This is a genomic window from Plantactinospora sp. DSM 117369 (assembly GCF_053764795.1).
On sequence record NZ_CM132446.1, the window covers coordinates 147314 to 163613 of the forward strand.

At 69.8% G+C, this 16300-nt stretch carries 14 protein-coding genes and 1 pseudogene; 6 read left to right on the plus strand and 9 right to left on the minus strand.

The genetic code is table 11. The features are described from left to right. Positions 1 to 46 precede the first annotated feature (46 nt). From ACSMXO_RS00675 to ACSMXO_RS00685, 3 genes are read right to left on the minus strand one after another with little or no spacing between them, the layout of a single operon-like run. Positions 47 to 1345 carry an MFS transporter gene (locus tag ACSMXO_RS00675; protein WP_455416345.1) on the minus strand — a complete coding sequence of 433 codons (1299 nt, stop codon included), beginning with the start codon at positions 1343 to 1345 and terminating at the stop codon, positions 47 to 49. Between the two features lie 11 nt (positions 1346 to 1356). Beyond that, positions 1357 to 2673: a wax ester/triacylglycerol synthase domain-containing protein gene (locus tag ACSMXO_RS00680; protein WP_455416346.1), complete on the minus strand. Its 1317-nt coding sequence runs from the start codon at positions 2671 to 2673 to the stop codon at positions 1357 to 1359. A 55-nt stretch (positions 2674 to 2728) separates the two neighbouring features. Further along, positions 2729 to 3673, minus strand: coding sequence for a 4-(cytidine 5'-diphospho)-2-C-methyl-D-erythritol kinase (locus ACSMXO_RS00685; protein ID WP_455416347.1), 945 nt, complete (start codon positions 3671 to 3673; stop codon positions 2729 to 2731). 667 nt (positions 3674 to 4340) lie between these two features. Between ACSMXO_RS00685 and ACSMXO_RS00690 the strand changes: the two genes are divergently transcribed. Next, positions 4341 to 4733, plus strand: a complete 393-nt coding sequence (locus ACSMXO_RS00690; RefSeq protein ID WP_455416348.1) for a helix-turn-helix domain-containing protein — start codon at positions 4341 to 4343, stop codon at positions 4731 to 4733. Positions 4734 to 4815: 82 nt separating this feature from the next. After that, positions 4816 to 5226 (plus strand): VOC family protein, encoded by a 411-nt coding sequence (locus ACSMXO_RS00695; RefSeq protein ID WP_318398443.1) that lies wholly within the window; start codon positions 4816 to 4818, stop codon positions 5224 to 5226. 134 nt (positions 5227 to 5360) lie between these two features. Here ACSMXO_RS00695 and ACSMXO_RS00700 read toward each other — a convergent pair whose 3' ends face one another. Continuing rightward, on the minus strand, positions 5361 to 6650 hold the full coding sequence (locus ACSMXO_RS00700; RefSeq protein WP_455416349.1) for a D-alanyl-D-alanine carboxypeptidase family protein: 1290 nt from the start codon (positions 6648 to 6650) through the stop codon (positions 5361 to 5363). Positions 6651 to 6850: 200 nt separating this feature from the next. Next, positions 6851 to 7801, minus strand: a complete 951-nt coding sequence (gene bla, locus ACSMXO_RS00705) for a class A beta-lactamase (RefSeq protein ID WP_455416350.1) — start codon at positions 7799 to 7801, stop codon at positions 6851 to 6853. 124 nt (positions 7802 to 7925) lie between these two features. On the opposite strand from bla, the gene ACSMXO_RS00710 reads away from it, so the two are divergent. The 3 genes and pseudogenes from ACSMXO_RS00710 to ACSMXO_RS00720 all read left to right on the plus strand — a co-directional run. Beyond that, complete coding sequence (locus ACSMXO_RS00710) at positions 7926 to 8234, plus strand: hypothetical protein (RefSeq protein WP_346263185.1); 309 nt, start codon at positions 7926 to 7928, stop codon at positions 8232 to 8234. A 125-nt stretch (positions 8235 to 8359) separates the two neighbouring features. Beyond that, positions 8360 to 8725 (plus strand): YciI family protein, encoded by a 366-nt coding sequence (locus ACSMXO_RS00715; protein ID WP_346263184.1) that lies wholly within the window; start codon positions 8360 to 8362, stop codon positions 8723 to 8725. A gap of 23 nt (positions 8726 to 8748) precedes the next feature. Then, a pseudogene (locus tag ACSMXO_RS00720) lies at positions 8749 to 9984 on the plus strand (RNA polymerase sigma factor); the annotation flags it as partial. A gap of 39 nt (positions 9985 to 10023) precedes the next feature. Here the strand turns inward: ACSMXO_RS00720 and ACSMXO_RS00725 are convergent. From ACSMXO_RS00725 to ACSMXO_RS00740, 4 genes are all read right to left on the minus strand, one after another. After that, the gene (locus ACSMXO_RS00725) at positions 10024 to 10779 is read right to left on the minus strand and encodes a LytR/AlgR family response regulator transcription factor (RefSeq protein WP_346263182.1); all 756 of its coding nucleotides are present in this window, start codon (positions 10777 to 10779) and stop codon (positions 10024 to 10026) included. A 52-nt stretch (positions 10780 to 10831) separates the two neighbouring features. Then, a complete protein-coding gene (locus tag ACSMXO_RS00730) occupies positions 10832 to 12010 on the minus strand; it encodes a sensor histidine kinase (protein WP_455419121.1) in 1179 nt (392 codons plus the stop codon). 118 nt (positions 12011 to 12128) lie between these two features. After that, positions 12129 to 13697 (minus strand): sugar transferase, encoded by a 1569-nt coding sequence (locus ACSMXO_RS00735; protein WP_346263192.1) that lies wholly within the window; start codon positions 13695 to 13697, stop codon positions 12129 to 12131. A 409-nt stretch (positions 13698 to 14106) separates the two neighbouring features. Beyond that, positions 14107 to 14979, minus strand: coding sequence for an Fpg/Nei family DNA glycosylase (locus ACSMXO_RS00740; RefSeq protein ID WP_455416351.1), 873 nt, complete (start codon positions 14977 to 14979; stop codon positions 14107 to 14109). Positions 14980 to 15064: 85 nt separating this feature from the next. Between ACSMXO_RS00740 and ACSMXO_RS00745 the strand changes: the two genes are divergently transcribed. Then, positions 15065 to 16237, plus strand: a complete 1173-nt coding sequence (locus ACSMXO_RS00745) for a glycosyltransferase family 4 protein (protein WP_455416352.1) — start codon at positions 15065 to 15067, stop codon at positions 16235 to 16237. The last annotated feature ends 63 nt before the right edge of the window (positions 16238 to 16300 follow it).

The following is a 16300-nucleotide window of genomic DNA, read 5'->3' on the forward strand; positions in this document are numbered from 1 at the left end:
TGAACCGACATGGTGCGGACGAGCTCCTTCGTGTGTCATTCGCGGGCTACTGCGTCGACGAACCCACCGTTCGACCGACCGTCGTATTGTCGAAAGCCCTGTTGAACGTATCCCGCGCGGGGTTCACGATCGCGATCGACACCAGGCCGCAGGAGAGCAGCAGTACCCCGCTCACAAAGAACGACCACGCAAACCCATTCACGCTCTGGCTAACGATCAGCCCCGTGACGAAAGGTGCGATGACACTCGCGACCGAGGTAACCGCATAGCGCACGCCAAGACTCGCGCCACGCTGCGCAGGGGGACTTATATCCGCTATCGCAGAATTCGAGAATGATGTTTGCACGATACCGACCGAGAACGCTAGGCTCATGAAAACAAGGCTCCACGGGCGGCTGTTCACCGCTGCCATGGCAATCATGCTGGCGCCGGCTAGCGCAACAACTCCGCCGTTGAAGATCCGGTGGACAGTGCGCCGGGCGAATCCGCGATCCGTAAGCGTCCGAGCAAGCCTGTTGGACATCAGGAGGAAAAGCACGGACAAGGCCCCGGGTACAGCGATCACGAGACCGATGTGTTGATCGGAGAAGCCCCCCGCCCGGCTCAGAAAGAGAGGTAGCCAAGCGCCCGCCACCGAGAATCCCCAAGCGACGCCGAATCCGGATACGACGCATCCGATCCACGTTCCGGTAGAGAAGATGCGGGCGCATGCCTGCCGGTGGGTGAGCCGAGTCGACGACGCGGGGACATCCTGGTCGGGATGGACGTCACCATAGGGTCCATCTCTGGCACGGCGGAGCCAGACGGTGGACCAGGCAACTCCGGCGATGGCTAGAGCACCGAATCCAGACCGCCAACCGAGTGCGGTGACGACTGTTTGAAGGACCGGTATTGCTAGCACGGACGCCGCTGTGGCGACTGCCAGGGTCGTGGACGCCCGGGACCTTGACTCTTCGGGATACCAGGTGAATGCGCAGTTGTATGCCTGGGAGTTCCCCGGGCCCGCAGCGATCCCGAGAAGGATCAGAGCGGCCACCAGGGTGATGAGACCCAGGGCGGGAGTGAAGACCATGGCCAGCGCCATCGCGCATAGCAGGGAGAGAAGCCCCAACAGGAGTCGCGATGACGCCCGATAGGCTACAAGCCCCACCAGGATCGACGACAGACTGAAAAATAGGTAGAAGCTGCTGGATATCGCTCCATACTCTGCCGGGCTTAGTCGTAGCTCGGAGATGATGGGGTCGGCTGCCAACCCGGTCACTGTTCTGTAGGAGAAGTTGAGAACCAGAAACGTGCAGAGGAGCCCGATGGTCCCGGTGGAGCAATTCCGGGGTATATCGGCCACGAACCCCGTCCTCACCGCCCGTGAAACTCAACTGGACGGACCGAAAACTCCTCCAACGTTTCGAGCGCAACACGCTTGAGCATCTTCCAGTTCCGAACGTATCCTTCGTTCGTGGTAATGCAGGAGTGCAGACTGTCCTGATAGGTGAGTGCGGAGATGCACAACGAGCTGGCCACGGCTGGCGGCAGGACAAACATCTTCGATATCGCGCTCCCTCCGAGAGACAGGGAGCCTGGAATTATGAGGTTGGTTGTTCCGGCCTGGACCACGCTCTTCCTCTTGAAGGCCGTATAACCTCTCAGGCGTCCCGGCAGGAGCCGGATTCCCAGGTCAACGAGGTTGGCCGTTCCGACAAGAGCTTCGTGCCGCTTGGCGCCAGCTATTTGTTTGATCCGCGAAAGGTCTTCAGTCAGGCCGGGCTGGTCAGGAATCCTGACGAGCGCTGAGCCGAACACGTTCCCGCCATCCTGCGTGGTGGTGCCGTCCCGCCTGTTGACCGGCATAGACACCAGGACCTCTGGGAGCGCGACTCCAACAGCTTCGAAGTATCTCCCCGTCACCCGGGCGGCGAACGCCAGAAGAAGTTCATTCACGCCTCCGCCCCGCTCATGCGCGGCGCCACGCCACTCATGCAGTGGGACCCGGAAAATGCAGGACCTTCGTCTGCTGTCAGGAGCCTCCCCGTACGGGGTTTGTGAAAACAGTGACCGTACGGCATCGACGGTAGCCCGGTACCCGCCGGAATGTCGAACACCTGCCGTCCTCGTAGCCGACCGGTTCACGTCAGACATGGGCCTCGTCGCCACCATCGCGGAGGTAGAGCCTCGCGAGCTTCGGGCCGCACCGGTGTGAAGGGAGGTTTCCGTACCTTCCCGCTTCCCGTCACTCAGGCCGGCGAAGATGGCGATCAGGTTCGCACCGTCGGTGAGGGAGTGATGAAACCTGGCAACGATTGCCGATTCACCGCCGTCCCGTGAGTTCAAAACCGTGATCCGCCAAGGAGGGCGGGTGAGGTTCCACGCTGCGCTGTGTATGACATCCACCTCGCCCATGATCATGTCCGCCGTGGAACCGGCTGGCAGGGGACGCTCCTCAATGTGGTCCGAGACGTCGAAGGCGTCGTCGAGGATCCAGGTGGGCGGCAGGATGTCGAGCAGGGACGGCCGGATAACCTGCTTGAGCCGGTCTACCCGGTCGCAGATCGCGGCAAGCTGGCTTGTCAGGCGGTCGACGTCCACGGGCCCCTGGACGAACGCAACGGCTGACATCGAGACGTTCCCGTACGGTAGATTGCCGATGAAGTAGTAGTTCGCGTCGGCGGCGTTCATCTCTCCGTTGGAAGATACGTTACCCACTTGTTCTCCCACTGCTCGCATACGCTGTTCAGGAAATTTCCGCGACCGGTGCCGAATACTCCACGATCTCCGCGCCACCAACCGGGCCGTACGCATAAACCGCAGCGTGGCAGGAGCCCGACGAGACCAGGTGTCTGGCCAGAACCGGCGCGTGGTCCTGAGATTCGATCAGAAACGCACACGTCGGCCCGGTCCCGGGTATCGATGCGCCCAGCACACCGAAGTCCACGCCCACGTTCAGCGTTCGTTGCAGGTCGGGACGAATTCTGACCGATATCTTGTTGAGGTCGTTCATGAGCGCGAGGCCGAGTTCCTTGGGGTCCCCACTGGCCAATGCCCCCATGAGATCGCCCGACGGCCGCGAGGGATCCAGGATCGCCCGTCCGTCCAACTGGTGGTACCGGTCGTATTCCGAATAGACCAGCGGTGTCGGCATTCCCTGCTTGGTCAACGCGAAGACCCAATGAAAGCGGCCTTCGGTGGGGATTCCTGTCAGACGCTCTCCCCTCCCTGTTCCCAGGGCGGTACCGCCGAATAGGGGAAACGGCACATCGGAGCCCAATCGTTTTGCGATCTCCCTGAGGTCCTCTCGGTTGAGGCCCGTTTTCCAGAGTTCGTTACAGGCAACCAGCGCGGCTGCCGCATCCGCACTCCCCCCGGCCATCCCGCCGGCGACGGGAATGGATTTCGTCAGGGTGAGTCGCACATTAGGGTCGACTCCTGCCCGCTCGGCCAAGGCCATTGCGGCCCTTATGGCGAGGTTGGTGCTGTCGTGAGGAACCTGGTCAACGGCGATCGACTGTTTGGCCTGTACGTCGACAGTCAGGCCGTCGTCCAATTCCGCGCTCACCTCGTCGTAAAGCGACACGGCCTGCAGGATCGTTACCAGCTCGTGGTAGCCATCGTTTCGCCTCGGACCGACACTGTGGTGGAGGTTCACCTTTGCCGGCGCCCTCACGCTGACCCTGATCATGGTTGTCTGATACCAAATCCCTTCAGTGTCTGCTGAGTTGTTGCCAATTGAGCGATAGTCATTGGCATCCGCCGCACGCCCTCCGTTACGGGCTCAGCAATTCTTGGCCTGAAGTAAAGCCATCACTGCCGCCTTTGGCAACGCGTTGCACAGAGCTGCACAGAACTGTTGTCCGGGCGCCCAGCCCGGCAGCCGTGATCGCTGCATGGCTGTGCCGGGCCGAAGCGGGGTCAGTCCACGATCCGGGCTGTGAGGTGGGACGTTGGTCGGGCGGAGCAGGGCGTTTGGGTAGTCGGCCGAGGACGCTCTGAGCCGAGAACTCGTTGGCGTGGAGCCAACGTGGAAATGGATGCCCCGGCACGCCGGGTACCGACTCCGGCACCCGGCCGTCGGCGTTTCCTCGCCGGACGGACGACCCTTGTCGTCGGGCTCCTGCACGGAACCCCTTCAACCGGAACCGCGCGGCGCGCACGCACCGCGTCCTACATCGGCTGGCCGTGGAACGGGCCGACGGTGGGGAAGGAGGCGAGGCGACGTACGACCGGGCCGGCTGGGCGCGACGGAGGGTGTCCGGTGGAATGGTGGCACCGATCGTCCAGGGCGTGTCATCGCACTGACCTCCGCATCCTTCTCACTGCCGCGGCCGAGGGCGTGGTGTGATGGTGTCGTGAGCCGTGCCACGGAAGAGAGCAACCGCCGGATGCTCCGGGCACGGGACGCCATGGACCGGGCGTACGCGCAGCCGCTGGACGTACCCGCGCTGGCGCGGATCGCCCACGTGTCGGAGGCGCACTTCACGCGTACCTTCCGGGCGACGTTCGGCGAGACGCCGCACCGCTACCTCCAGCGGCGTCGGGTCGAGCGGGCGATGTTCCTGCTCCGGGAAACCGATCGCAGTGTGACCGACATCTGCTTCGCTGTCGGCTTTGGCAGCCTGGGGACCTTCAGCCGTACGTTCCGTGACATCGTCGGCCGCTCGCCGAGGACGTACCGGAAGGAGGCGGTGGCCAGGGACGTGCCGACCTGCTTCACGATGGCCTGGACGCGTCCGACCGCCTGACCGCGCTGAGCTGCCGAGACGTTCCACCGACTGAGCAGTTTTGGATAAGTTTCCGGCCGGCTCGGGCCGTAGCGTGATGGACATGTTCAACGCCATCACGCACTCGCAGATCTACGTCCTCGACCAGGATGAGGCCCTTGATTTCTACGTCGGCAAGCTCGGTCTGGAGGTCAACACGGACACCGACCTCGGCTTCATGCGCTGGCTGACCGTGAACGTCCCCGGCGAACCGGAGCGGCAGATCCTGCTGACGACGCCCGGCCCGCCGGCACTGTCCGAGGAGACGGCGCAGCAGGTCCGGGAGCTGGTGACCAAGGGCGCGACGGGCGGCTGGCTGATCTTCAGCACCGACGACTGCCGCAAGACGTACGAGACGCTGCTGGGCCGGGGCGTCGAGTTCACCGAGGAGCCGACCGAGCGCCCGTACGGGATCGACTGCGGCCTGCGTGACCCCTTCGGCAACAGCATCCGGTTCACCCAGCCGAAGTCCTGACCGATCCGAGACTCCTCACCCAAGCGCGAGGCCCCGGCAGGGACACGAGTCCCGTCCGGGGCCTTCGACGTGGCAGGTGCAGGCGCGGTCCCGGCCCGGCCAGGGCCGGCGCACAGGGTAAATGCCAAGGCCGCTCAGCGGTGGTGGCGGATCCGGTCCCAGGTGCTCGGCGGTTCCAGCCGCGCCCCGCTGTGTAGCGCGCCGCTGACCGGGCCGCCGTCGCCGGCGGTCGCGGTGACCTGGCCGTGTTCGGTCTGCGCCGGCAGCCGGGCCGGTACGGCGGGGATCTCGACGTCCAGGCGTACCCGCATGCCGGGCCAGCCGAGCACGGTCAGGTCCTTCCCGGCGTGGATGGTGGTGCCGGTGCCGAGCGGGCCGGTCACGGTGGCGACCTGGTCGCCGCTGCGGACGACCGGGTGCATCTTGAGGGCGGTGGTGGCGGTGCGGACCAGTGGCCGGGTCGCCTTGAAGACCCGGTCGAGCTGTACGGGGGTGTTCGCGCCGGGCTGGCCGAGGACGGCGCCGACGATGGTGATCTTCCGGCCGCCGACCCTGACGACGGCGGCGAAGACGAGACAGCCGCCCGCCTCGTCGGTGGAGCCGGTCTTGATCCCCACCACGCCGTCCCGGCCGACCAGCGAGTTGTAGTTCTTCACCACCCCGGCGACCGGCAGGGTGGCCTTCTGCTGCGCCACGATCTCCGCGAACGCCGGCAGTTGCATCGCCTTGCGGGCAAGGATCACCTGGTCGACGGCGGTGCTCACGGTGCCCGGGTCGAGCCCGGACGGGTCGGTGTAGTGGGTGTCCTTCATGCCGAGCGCGTCGGCGGTGACGTTCATCTTCGCCACGAACGCCGCGACGCTGCCGGAGTCCCAGGCGGCGAGGATCCGGGCCATGTTGTTCGCCGACGGCAGCAGCACCGCCTGGAGGGCCTGCCGTTCGGTGAACACGGCGCCCGCGACGACCGGCACCAGGGACTCGCCCCGGGCCAGCTCCGCCGGGTACGCGGCGGCCTGCGCCGCGCTGACGGTCAGTTTAGGCCCGTGCTCACCCCGGTCGAGCGGGTGCTCGGTGAGGATGACGTACGCGGTCATCACCTTGGTCACGCTGGCGATCGGCACCGGCTCGCCGCCGCCGGACGTGCCGAGCGAGCCGACTCCCTCGACCGAGAGCGCGGCCTGCCCGGTCCTCGGCCACGGCACCACCGGTGCCTTGCCGGGGATCGTCGTCGCCTCCGGCAGGGTACGGGTGACGGCCGCCGCGGGCAGCGGACTGCGCAGCGGCGCGAGCGCGAACAGCGTGGCACCGGCCAGCAGCACGATCAACAGCCCGGCGGCCAGCAGCCAGTGGCTACGCGTACGACCCCGCTTCGGCGGTGGTGGTGGCACAGGTTCGAGCACCTGGGTCGTCGCGGAGTCGAGCATCTGAAATCTCCCCCGTGTGGCGCACCGACCCGCCGCACGGCGCGACCGGTGCACTGGTGTCAGCATCGCTGGCGTTGGCGCTCCTGACTGGTCCGGGCGCCACACCCGCGAGAAGTAGTGCATTGTCGCACCGCCGGGCAACGGCCGCGGTGTGCCTGCGGCCGGGAGGGCAGTGCCGGACGTGCTGGCGACCGGCCAGCTCAACTCAGGGTCGCCACCGCGTACGCGGTGGCCTCGGCGATGAGCGCCTGGTCGTACTCGGCGTCCCGGGTGGCCTTGCTGCTCATGATCGAGATGACCAGCGGCGCGGAACCCGGGGGCCAGACGACGCCGACGTCGTTGACTGTGCCGTAGCCGCCGGTCCCGGTCTTGTCGGCCACCGTCCAGTCCTTCGGCACGCCGGCCCGGATGCGCCGGGCGCCGACGCTGGTGGCGTTGCGTTCCAGCAGGTCGCGGAGGAAGGCGCGCTTCTCGGGTACGAGGGCGTCGCCCAGCACGATCTTCTGGTAGTCGGTGCCGATCGCCCTTGGCGAGGTGGTGTCGCGCGGATCTCCCGGGGTGGCCTGGGTGATCGCCGGCTCGATCCGGTCCATCCGGGTGACCGTGTCACCGAGGCTGCGCGTGTACGCCGTCAACTGGGCCGGCCCGCCGAGATCCCGGAGCAGGAGATTGCCGGCGGTGCCGTCACTGTGCCGGACCGCGGCATCGCACAGTTGCCGGATCGTCATCCCCCTGCCGACGTGCCGCCGGGTGATGACGGCGTTCGCCGTCAGGTCGCGTTCGGCGTACCGGACGACGGTGTCCAGGTGCGACATCGGGTTGCGGGCCAGCACCGCCGCCGCGGCGAGTCCCTTGAACGTCGAGCAGAACGCGAACCGGTCGTCCGCCCGATGCGCGACGACGGTGCCGGTGCCGGTGGCGAGGGCGTACACCCCGAGCCGGGCGTCGAACTTGCGCTCCAACCGGACCAGGTGGTCGTGGCGTCGCGGTGCTGCGGCAGTGGGCGGCGCGGTGGACGGAGGCGTGGCGGAAGGGGGAGCCGAAGGGTGCGGGGATGCCGTTCTCGTGTCCTTGGCACAGCCGGCCAGCGGCGCGAGCACGACGGCTCCGAGTAGAGCCCGGCGGGTGACGGTCGGACGTGATGGTGGCATCTTCTCTTCCCCCGTTGGTGAGTCGCGCAGCCGGCAGGTCGCCAGCGATCGAGACTATCCGCCGGGTTCACCCGGGCGGGCCGGCCCGAGGGCCGCCGTGATCGGCGACCGGCATACTCGCCGGATGCCTGATTTCCTTCCTCCGGAGGCCGTCCGTTTCGAGCTGGTGGACGGCTCCCCCGTGCTGCGGCTGGCGGTCGAGGCACCCGGCCCGGCTCAGGACGACCAGTGGTTGCTGGTCAACCGGTTGACGCTCTGCGTGGTGGACGGGCCGGGCGAGGCCGGCTACCTGGTCGCCCGGCTCGGTCCGGGCGGCGCCGACGCCGCCCCGCCGGGCTGGGACGACGCCGTCGACCGGGCCGCCGGCACCACCGTCGTGTTCGGCGCCGAGCCGCATTCCCCCTCGGTCTTCGCCCGCGCCCTCGCCGACTAGCGGACGGGTGCGGGGAAATGGCGGTCCCGGAAAGTGCCGGCGATGTCGAGGACGCCGGCACGGCTCCGTCCGTAGGGTGACTGCGTGCCGGCGGGGTACGCGGAGACGGAAGCGGAGGACCCGAGGTGAAGTACCTGCTGCTGATCTATGGCAACCAGGAGAAGTGGGACTCGATCCTGGCCGAATCGTGGCCGGCGGAGATCGCCAAGCAGGACGCGTTCAACCGGCGGTACCACGAGACCGGTGAACTGATCGGCGGTTACGGCCTGGCCGACGCCGCCGCGGCCCGGCTGGTACGCCGCGAGGGTGGCGCCCCGGCGGTCACCGACGGGCCGTACCTGGAGACGAAGGAGTACATCGCCAGCTTCTACCTGCTGGACTGCTCCAGCGAGGCGCGGGCGTACGAGATCGCCGCCGACATGCCCTGGGCCGACCAGGAACCCGTCGAGGTCTGGCCGATCCTGCACGAGTCCGCCGCCGACCTGGCGTGACGACCGAGCGACGGCGAGGACGGGTGATCGCGGACCGGAGTGTCGAGGACCTGCTGCGCGAACTGGCACCGCAGGTCCTCGGCACGCTGGCCCGCCGCTACGGCCGGTTCGACGCCGCCGAGGACGCCACCCAGGAGGCGCTGCTCCGGGCCGCCCTGCACTGGCCGGCCGAGGGGATTCCGGACAATCCTCGCGGCTGGCTGGTCACTGTCGCCGTACACCGGTTGCTGGACGAGTTCCGCAGCGAGGCGTCGCGGCGGCGCCGGGAGGACGCGGTGATCGCGGCGACCCCGCAGGCCGAGCTGCTGGGCCGGCCGGCGGACGCCGATCCGGGTACGGACCGGGACGACTCGCTGACCCTGCTCTTCCTCTGCTGCCATCCGGCGCTCTCCGAGGCCAGCCAGATCGCGTTGACGCTGCGCGCGGTCGGCGGCCTGACCACCGGGCAGATCGCCGCCGCGTTCCTGGTGCCGGAGGCGACGATGGCCCAGCGGATCAGCCGGGCCAAGCAGACCATCAAGTCCAGTGGACTGCCGTTCGCGCTGCCCGGGGGGCGGGACCGGGCCGAGCGGCTGCGTGCGGTGCTGCACGTGCTCTATCTGATCTTCAACGAGGGCTACACCGCGTCGACCGGGCCGGAGCTGACCGCGCCGCAACTCTCCGCCGAGGCGCTCCGGCTCACCCGCTGGCTGCGCCGGCTGCTCCCAGACGACGCCGAGGTGGCCGGGCTGCTCGCCCTGATGCTGCTCACCGACGCCCGCCGGCCGGCGCGTACCCGTCCGGACGGCAGCCTGGTGCCGCTGGCCGAGCAGGACCGGCAGAGCTGGGACCGGGAGCGGATCGCCGAGGGGATCGCGTTGATCACCGAGGTACTGCCCCGGGGGCCGGTCGGGCCGTACCAGGTGCAGGCGGCGATCGCGGCGGTGCACGACGAGGCCGAACATGTCGACAAGACCGACTGGCCGCAGATCCTCGCCCTCTACGACCTGCTGGAACAGCTCGCGCCGAACCCGATGGTGACGCTGAACCGGGCGGTCGCGGTCGCCATGGTGCAGGGGCCGGCCGCCGGGCTGGCGCTGCTGGACACTCTCGCCGCCGACAAGCGGCTGGCCACCCACCACCGGCTGCTCGCCACCCGCGCCCACCTGCGGGAACTCTCCGGCGACCCGGCCGGGGCGGCGCTCGGCTACCGGGAGGCCGCCCGCCGCACGGCGAGCCTGCCCGAGCGCCGCTACCTCGCCGCCCGGGCCGCCGAGCTCGACGCCCGGCAGCCCCCTGACCGGGTACGCCGACAGCCGTCAGCGGTTCCAGTCCTGCTTGGCGGCCCGAACCAGCTTGTCCTTCAGCTCCCGGGTGTGCCGTCGGCTGACTGGCAGCTCGGTGTCGTCGACCACCACCACGTAGCCCGAGTTGGCGAGCCGGAGTTCGGCGATCAGCCGGAGCTGCACGAGGTAGGACCGGTGGATCCGGACGAACCCGGCGTCGGCCCACCGCTCGGCGAGGGTGGCCAGCGGCACCCGGACCAGGTGTGAGCCGTCGGCGGTGTGCAGCCGGGCGTAGTCGCCCTGCGCCTCGACCCAACGTACGGCCGAGCGGGGCAGCATCCGGGTGGTGCCGGCCAGCTCGACCGGGATCGTCGGGTCGGGTTCGGCCCGGGCCAGTGCCGCCGGATGGGTGGGTACCACCCGGGAGCCGACCACCCGGCGCAGCGACTCGGCGAGCCGTTCGGCCCGGACCGGCTTGCGTACGTAGTCGGTGGCGCCGAGGTCGAAGGCGTCGACCGCCCCGTCGTCGTACGCGGTGACGAAGACGATCGCCGGTGGCCGGGCGAACCGGCGGAGTACCCGGGCCAGCTCCATGCCGTCGAGTCCGGGCATCCGGATGTCGAGGAAGACCACGTCGACGTCGGCGTCCCGGAGCACCCGCAGCGCCTCGGTCGCGTCCCCGGCGGTGTGCAGCCGGGACACCCGTGGATCGGCCCGCAGGTGGTACGCCAGCTCGTCGAGCGCGGGTGGCTCGTCGTCGACGGCCAGGACGCGCAGGAAACCGGTCACGGATCAGCCTTCCGGGTCGCCCGCCCGCTCGGGTGCACGTGCGCGCAGGCGGTCACGCGCTTGCCCGGACATGGCGGTGGAACTTCGGTATCCGCATGCTCACCTTCGTACCCGATCCCAGGTCGGTCTCGACGACCAGGCCGAACTGGTCCCCGAAGACCGACCGGAGCCGCTCGTCCACGTTGGAGAGACCGACGTGCTGGCCGGAGTCGTCGGCCGGGTCGGCGGCGGCCTCGGCGATGCCGGCGGCCAGCACCGCCGGGTCCATCCCGACCCCGTCGTCCTCGATCGTTATGTGGCATTCTGCCCCGGCGTCCCGGGCCTCGATGCTGACCATCCCCACCCCGGGCTTGCGGGACAGCCCGTGCCGGACGGCGTTCTCGACCAGCGGTTGCAGGCAGAGGAACGGCAGGCTGACCGGCAGCACCTCCGGGGCGATCTGCAACTTCACCTGGAGCCGGTCGCCGAACCGGGCCCGTTCGATGGTCAGGTAGCGGTCGATCGAGCGCAGCTCCTCGGCGAGCGTGGTGAACTCGCCGTGCGCCCGAAACGAGTAACGGGTGAACTCGGCGAACTCCAGGATCAGCTCCCGGGCCCGCTCCGGGTCGGTCCGGACGAACGAGCCGATCGCGGTCAGCGCGTTGTAGATGAAGTGCGGGCTGATCTGGGCCCGCAGGGCGCGTACCTCGGCCCGGGCCAGCCGCTCCCGGGACGAGTCGAGTTCGGCGAGCGCGAGTTGGGCACCGGCCCAGTGCGCGGTCTCCAGGGCGGCCTGCACCAGGCCGGGCGCCGGCTGGTCGTCGGCGATCGCCACCAGCGCCGCGCCGGCCCGGCCGTCGGGACCGGTCAGCGGCGCGATCACCGCTCCCCGGACCGGGCAGTCGACCCGGTCGCAGCGCAGGTCCGACTCGCCGAGCACGGTCGACCGGCGGGTCCTGATGGTGTTGGCGGCGGCGGCGAGGAGTTGCTCGCCGTGGTGGCCGCCGCGCCCGTCGAGGGCGAGCAACCGGTCCTGGTCGGCCAGCGCGAGTCCGGCGGAGCCGACCAGGGTACGCAGGTGGCGTACTGCCTTGGCCGCGCCGGCCGGAGTGAGCCCGGCGCGCAGCGGTTCGGCGGCCAGCCCGGCGGTGTGCAGCACGTCGTAGGTGGCCCGCTGAGTGGCGGTGGCGATGCCCTGCCGGGCCCGGAGCCGGACGACGGCGAAGAGGGCAGCCGCCAGCGCACTGATCATCGCCACCACGGCGACCGCCGTGGACAGGTTAGGCCACCCCACGTAGAGATCCTGACGGTTGGTCGACCGGTTCGCCAAGCCACCGGTCGGGCCGTATCCGCCTCGCCGGGGGTATCCGCTAGTACGCGCCCTTGCGGGCCAGTACCACCCCGACGGTCCGCCACAGGATGCTCAGGTCGTACGCCAGCGACCAGTTGTCGACGTAGTAGAGGTCCAGCCGGACCGCCTCGTCCCAGGAGAGGTCGGAGCGGCCGGAGACCTGCCACAGCCCGGTGATGCCGGGCCGGACCAGCAGCCGGCGCCGTACGTCGCCGAGGAAGTCACCGTCGTCGGCGGGGAGCGGGCGGGGACCGACCAGGGACATCTCGCCCCAGAGTACGTTGATCAACTGAGGCAGCTCGTCGAGCGAGCTGGCCCGGAGGAACCGCCCGGCCGGAAAGACCCGGGGATCCTGCTTGATCTTGAACAGCATGCCGTCGGTCTCGTTCTGGTCGACCAGGCTGGCGAGGCGCTGCTCGGCGTCGACGTACATGGTCCGGAACTTCCAGACCCGGAACGTCCGGCCCTCGTGCCCGACCCGGGGCTGCCGGAAGAAGACCGGCCCGGGGTCGGAGATCCGGATCGCGATCGCGATCGCGACGAAAAGCGGGATCAGCAGCAGCAGCCCCAGCCCGGCGGCGAGCCGGTCGAGCAGGTTCTTGGCCAGCAGCGCCGGGCCGGAGAGCGTCGGCTCCTCGACGTGCAGCAGCGGCAGGCCCTCGATCGGCCGGATGTGCACCCGGGGGCCGGCGATGTCGGTGAGCTGCGGCGCCACGATCAGGTCGACGCCGGAGCCCTCCAGTTGCCAGGCCAGCCGGCGCAGCTCGCCGGGCTCGGTGCTGGCCGAGCCGCAGACCGCGATGGTGTCGCCACCGACCTCGCGGACCAGGGAGAGGATGTCCCGGCCGGCGTAGACCGGGATCGGCGTCTCGATGCCCCGGGCCGCGGCGTAACCGTCGGTGAGGTGGATCGCCACCGGGATCAGCCCGGCGGCCGGGCTGCGACTGATCGCCGTGTAGACCTCCAGCGCCTCCGGCAGGGTGCCGACCAGCACGATCCGCTGCGCGGCCTGCCCGGCCCGCCGGCGCACCGTGTGCAGGATCAACCGGGCGGCGGAGCGGGCGAGCAGGATCAGCAGCAGGGCGCCGAGCAGCGCGGTGCCGACGGTGAGTCGGGACAGGTCGGTCTTGGTGGCGAAGGCGAGGAACGAGACGCTGGCCGCGACCGCGACCCCGGCCCGGGTGACCCGCTTGAACTCGTCGGTGCCGAGCCCGAGGTAGCGGCGGTCGTACGCGCCGTTGCCCCAGAGCAGGATCAACCAGCCGATCGGGAGCAGGACGTACGACACGGTGTGGAACCAGGTGGCGTCGTCGTCGTTGATCTGGAAGCCGGCCCGGGCCTGTTCGAACTGCGAGATCGCGAGCCAGCTCGCCAGTACCGCCGCACCGAAGTCCAGCAGCAGCAGGATCGCGATGTACGGCCGGTGCCAGCGGGACACCCGCCGACGCGCCCGCGCCCACGCCGAACGGGGTACCCCGTTCGGCTGTGGAGTGGTCGGTGGCTGGATCTCGAAGCTGTCGACGTGACGCAGAGTACTCGGTTGGCCGCTGCCTACCGGGCGCTGGAGGCTTGTCGTCACCTCACCCACGTCCTCCCGCGTGACACGTGCCGCCCATTTGCCGTAAGGGCTCGGGTCGCCCACCGTCTCAGTCTCTCCCATGCAGGCCCCGATCCTCATTCGGTCCGGAGCGCCGTCTCGCGGCGCGGAGGCCGAACTGTGATCGCCGGGGACACCGACCCGAAGGAAAGCACCCCGTCCGCCCCGCCGGCAACGAGAGCCGGGCCGCCCACAGCGGAGTCGCAGACCGGGGTCACTATACCGACGGATAGCGGTGGCGGTAGAGCCCGGCGGTTGCCGGTTTCTTGACCAGTGGGCGTTTTTGACCCGGTGTACGAGCCGGGATCACTTACCGTACAAGCAGGATCGCTCAAGCTACAAGCATGACCACGCAGCCGCGAACGCCGATCACTCGGCGCGGGAGCGGCGTCGACCCCCGTCAGCGGACCAGCCGGGAGAGCCGGCGGTCGGCGAGCGGCTTGCCGCCGGTCTGACATTTCGGACAGTACTGCAGGCTGGAGTCGGCGAACGACACCTCACGGATCGTGTCGCCACAGACCGGACAGGGCAGCCCGGTCCGGGCGTGCACTCGCAATCCGGCCCGTTTCTCCCCCTTCAGTTCCGCCGCCCGCTGACCGAGCGATCGCGCCACCGCGTCCCCGAGCACCTGCCGGGTCGCCTCGTGCAGCGCCGCCATCTGCTCGTCGGTGAGCCGGTTGGTCAGCGCGAACGGCGACAGCTTCGCCGCGTGCAGGATCTCGTCCGAGTACGCGTTGCCGACCCCGGCCAGCACCTCCTGGTCGGTCAGCACGCCCTTCACCTGGCCCCGTCGGCCGCGCAGCCGCTCGGCGAAGGTGGACAGGTCGGCGGCGAGCGCGTCCGGCCCGAGCCGGGACACCCCGGGCACCTGGCTCGGATCGGTCACCAGGTACACGGCGAGCTTCTTCTGGGTACCGGCCTCGGTCAGGTCGAAACCGGACCCGTCGTCGAGGCGTACCCGCAGCGCGATGGGGCCCTTGCCGGGCTTGAGCGGCACGCCCGAGTTGAACGCGTCCCGGTAGTGCAGCCAGCCGGCCCGGGCCAGGTGCACCACCAGGTGCAGCTCCGGCACACCGTCGCCGGCCAGCGTCACGTCGAGGAACTTGCCGTGCCGGCCCGCGCCCACGACCTCCCGACCGGCGGCCGCCGACGGCGCCGGGTCGTACGTCTTCAGGGCGCTGATCGCCGCCACCTCGATCCGGTCTACCCGCCGGCCGACCGCCCGCTCGCGCAGGTAGCCGGCGAGCGCCTCCACCTCAGGTAACTCAGGCACGAGATAAACGGTAGCGTTCAATCCCGGCCACGCGCCCGACGCGCGGACGGCGGGAGGACGTGATCATGGAGGAGGAGCGACCGGCGTGCAGGTGATCGTGGCGCACAACCGGTACCGCGAGGCGCAGCCGTCCGGCGAGAACACCATCGTCGACCAGGAGATCAGTCAGCTCCGGGCCGCCGGGGTGACCGTCCATCCCTTCCTGCGCAGTTCCGACGAGATCGCGGAGTTCTCGCCGGCCGCCAAGGCGCTGCTGCCGATCTCGCCGATCTACGCGCCAAAGGCGCAGCAGGAGCTGAGCCGGCTGATCACCGAGCACCGGCCGGACGTACTGCACCTGCACAACCCGTACCCGCTGCTCTCGCCCTGGGTGGTCCGGACCGCGCACCGGCACGGGGTACCGGTGGTGCAGACGGTGCACAACTACCGGCAGGTCTGCTCCTCCGGGCTCTACTTCCGGGACGGCAAGATCTGCCAGGACTGCCGGGGCCGGGCCCTGGGGGTGCCGGCGATCGTGCACCGCTGCTACCGGGGCTCCCGGGCGCAGAGCGCGCTGATGGCGACCACGCTGGCCGTGCACCGGCCGACCTGGCGCTCCGTGGACCGCTACATCGCGCTCACCTCCGGGATCGCCGCGCACCTGCGCGACTACGGCATCCCGACCGAGCGGATCGTGGTCAAGCCGAACGGCATCCCGGATCCCGGCATCCCGGCGCCGCTCGGCGAGGGCTTCCTCTTCTTCGGCCGGCTCTCCCCGGAGAAGGGGGTCGGGCTGCTGCTCGACGCCTGGCGCCGGCACCCCGACGGCGCGCTCGGCCCGCTGCGCATCGCCGGGGACGGCGAACTGCGTCCGCTGGCGGAGGCGGCCGCCGCCGAGCGTGCCGACGTCGAGTTCCTCGGCCCGCTGGACCGGGCCGGGGTGGCCGCCGCGCTCCGGTCCACCGCCGTGGTGTTGGCCGTGCCGACCTGGCACGACGTGCTGCCCACGGTGGTGATCGAGGCGCTGGCCGCCGGCCGCCCGGTGCTGGGTACCGCGCTCGGCGGCATCCCGTACCTGGTCGGCGCGGACGACCCGGCCGGTGCGGCGGGCTGGCTCGTCCGGCCGGAACCGGCCGAGCTGGCTGCGGCGCTGCCCACCGCCCGGCAGACCGCCGCCGAGGTGGCCCCGCTGGCCCGGGCCCGCTACGAGCGCACCTTCCACCCCGACGTGGTCACCAAGCAACTCCTGGACGTCTACGCCGGGCTGGCGCGGCGCTGACCACCCCGGCCGGTGGTCGGCCTGCGCGTCGCACCCGCCGGCCGCCGGTGCGGCCCGACGGGT

Coding starts and splice junctions, on each gene's coding strand:
- ACSMXO_RS00680 (WP_455416346.1), bottom strand. CDS start 2,673: ATGAACGCCGCCGACGCGAACTACTACTTCATCGGCAATCTACCGTAC.
- ACSMXO_RS00685 (WP_455416347.1), bottom strand. CDS start 3,673: ATGATCAGGGTCAGCGTGAGGGCGCCGGCAAAGGTGAACCTCCACCAC.
- ACSMXO_RS00695 (WP_318398443.1), top strand. CDS start 4,816: ATGTTCAACGCCATCACGCACTCGCAGATCTACGTCCTCGACCAGGAT.
- ACSMXO_RS00700 (WP_455416349.1), bottom strand. CDS start 6,650: ATGCTCGACTCCGCGACGACCCAGGTGCTCGAACCTGTGCCACCACCA.
- bla (WP_455416350.1), bottom strand. CDS start 7,801: ATGCCACCATCACGTCCGACCGTCACCCGCCGGGCTCTACTCGGAGCC.
- ACSMXO_RS00710 (WP_346263185.1), top strand. CDS start 7,926: ATGCCTGATTTCCTTCCTCCGGAGGCCGTCCGTTTCGAGCTGGTGGAC.
- ACSMXO_RS00730 (WP_455419121.1), bottom strand. CDS start 12,010: ATGATCAGTGCGCTGGCGGCTGCCCTCTTCGCCGTCGTCCGGCTCCGG.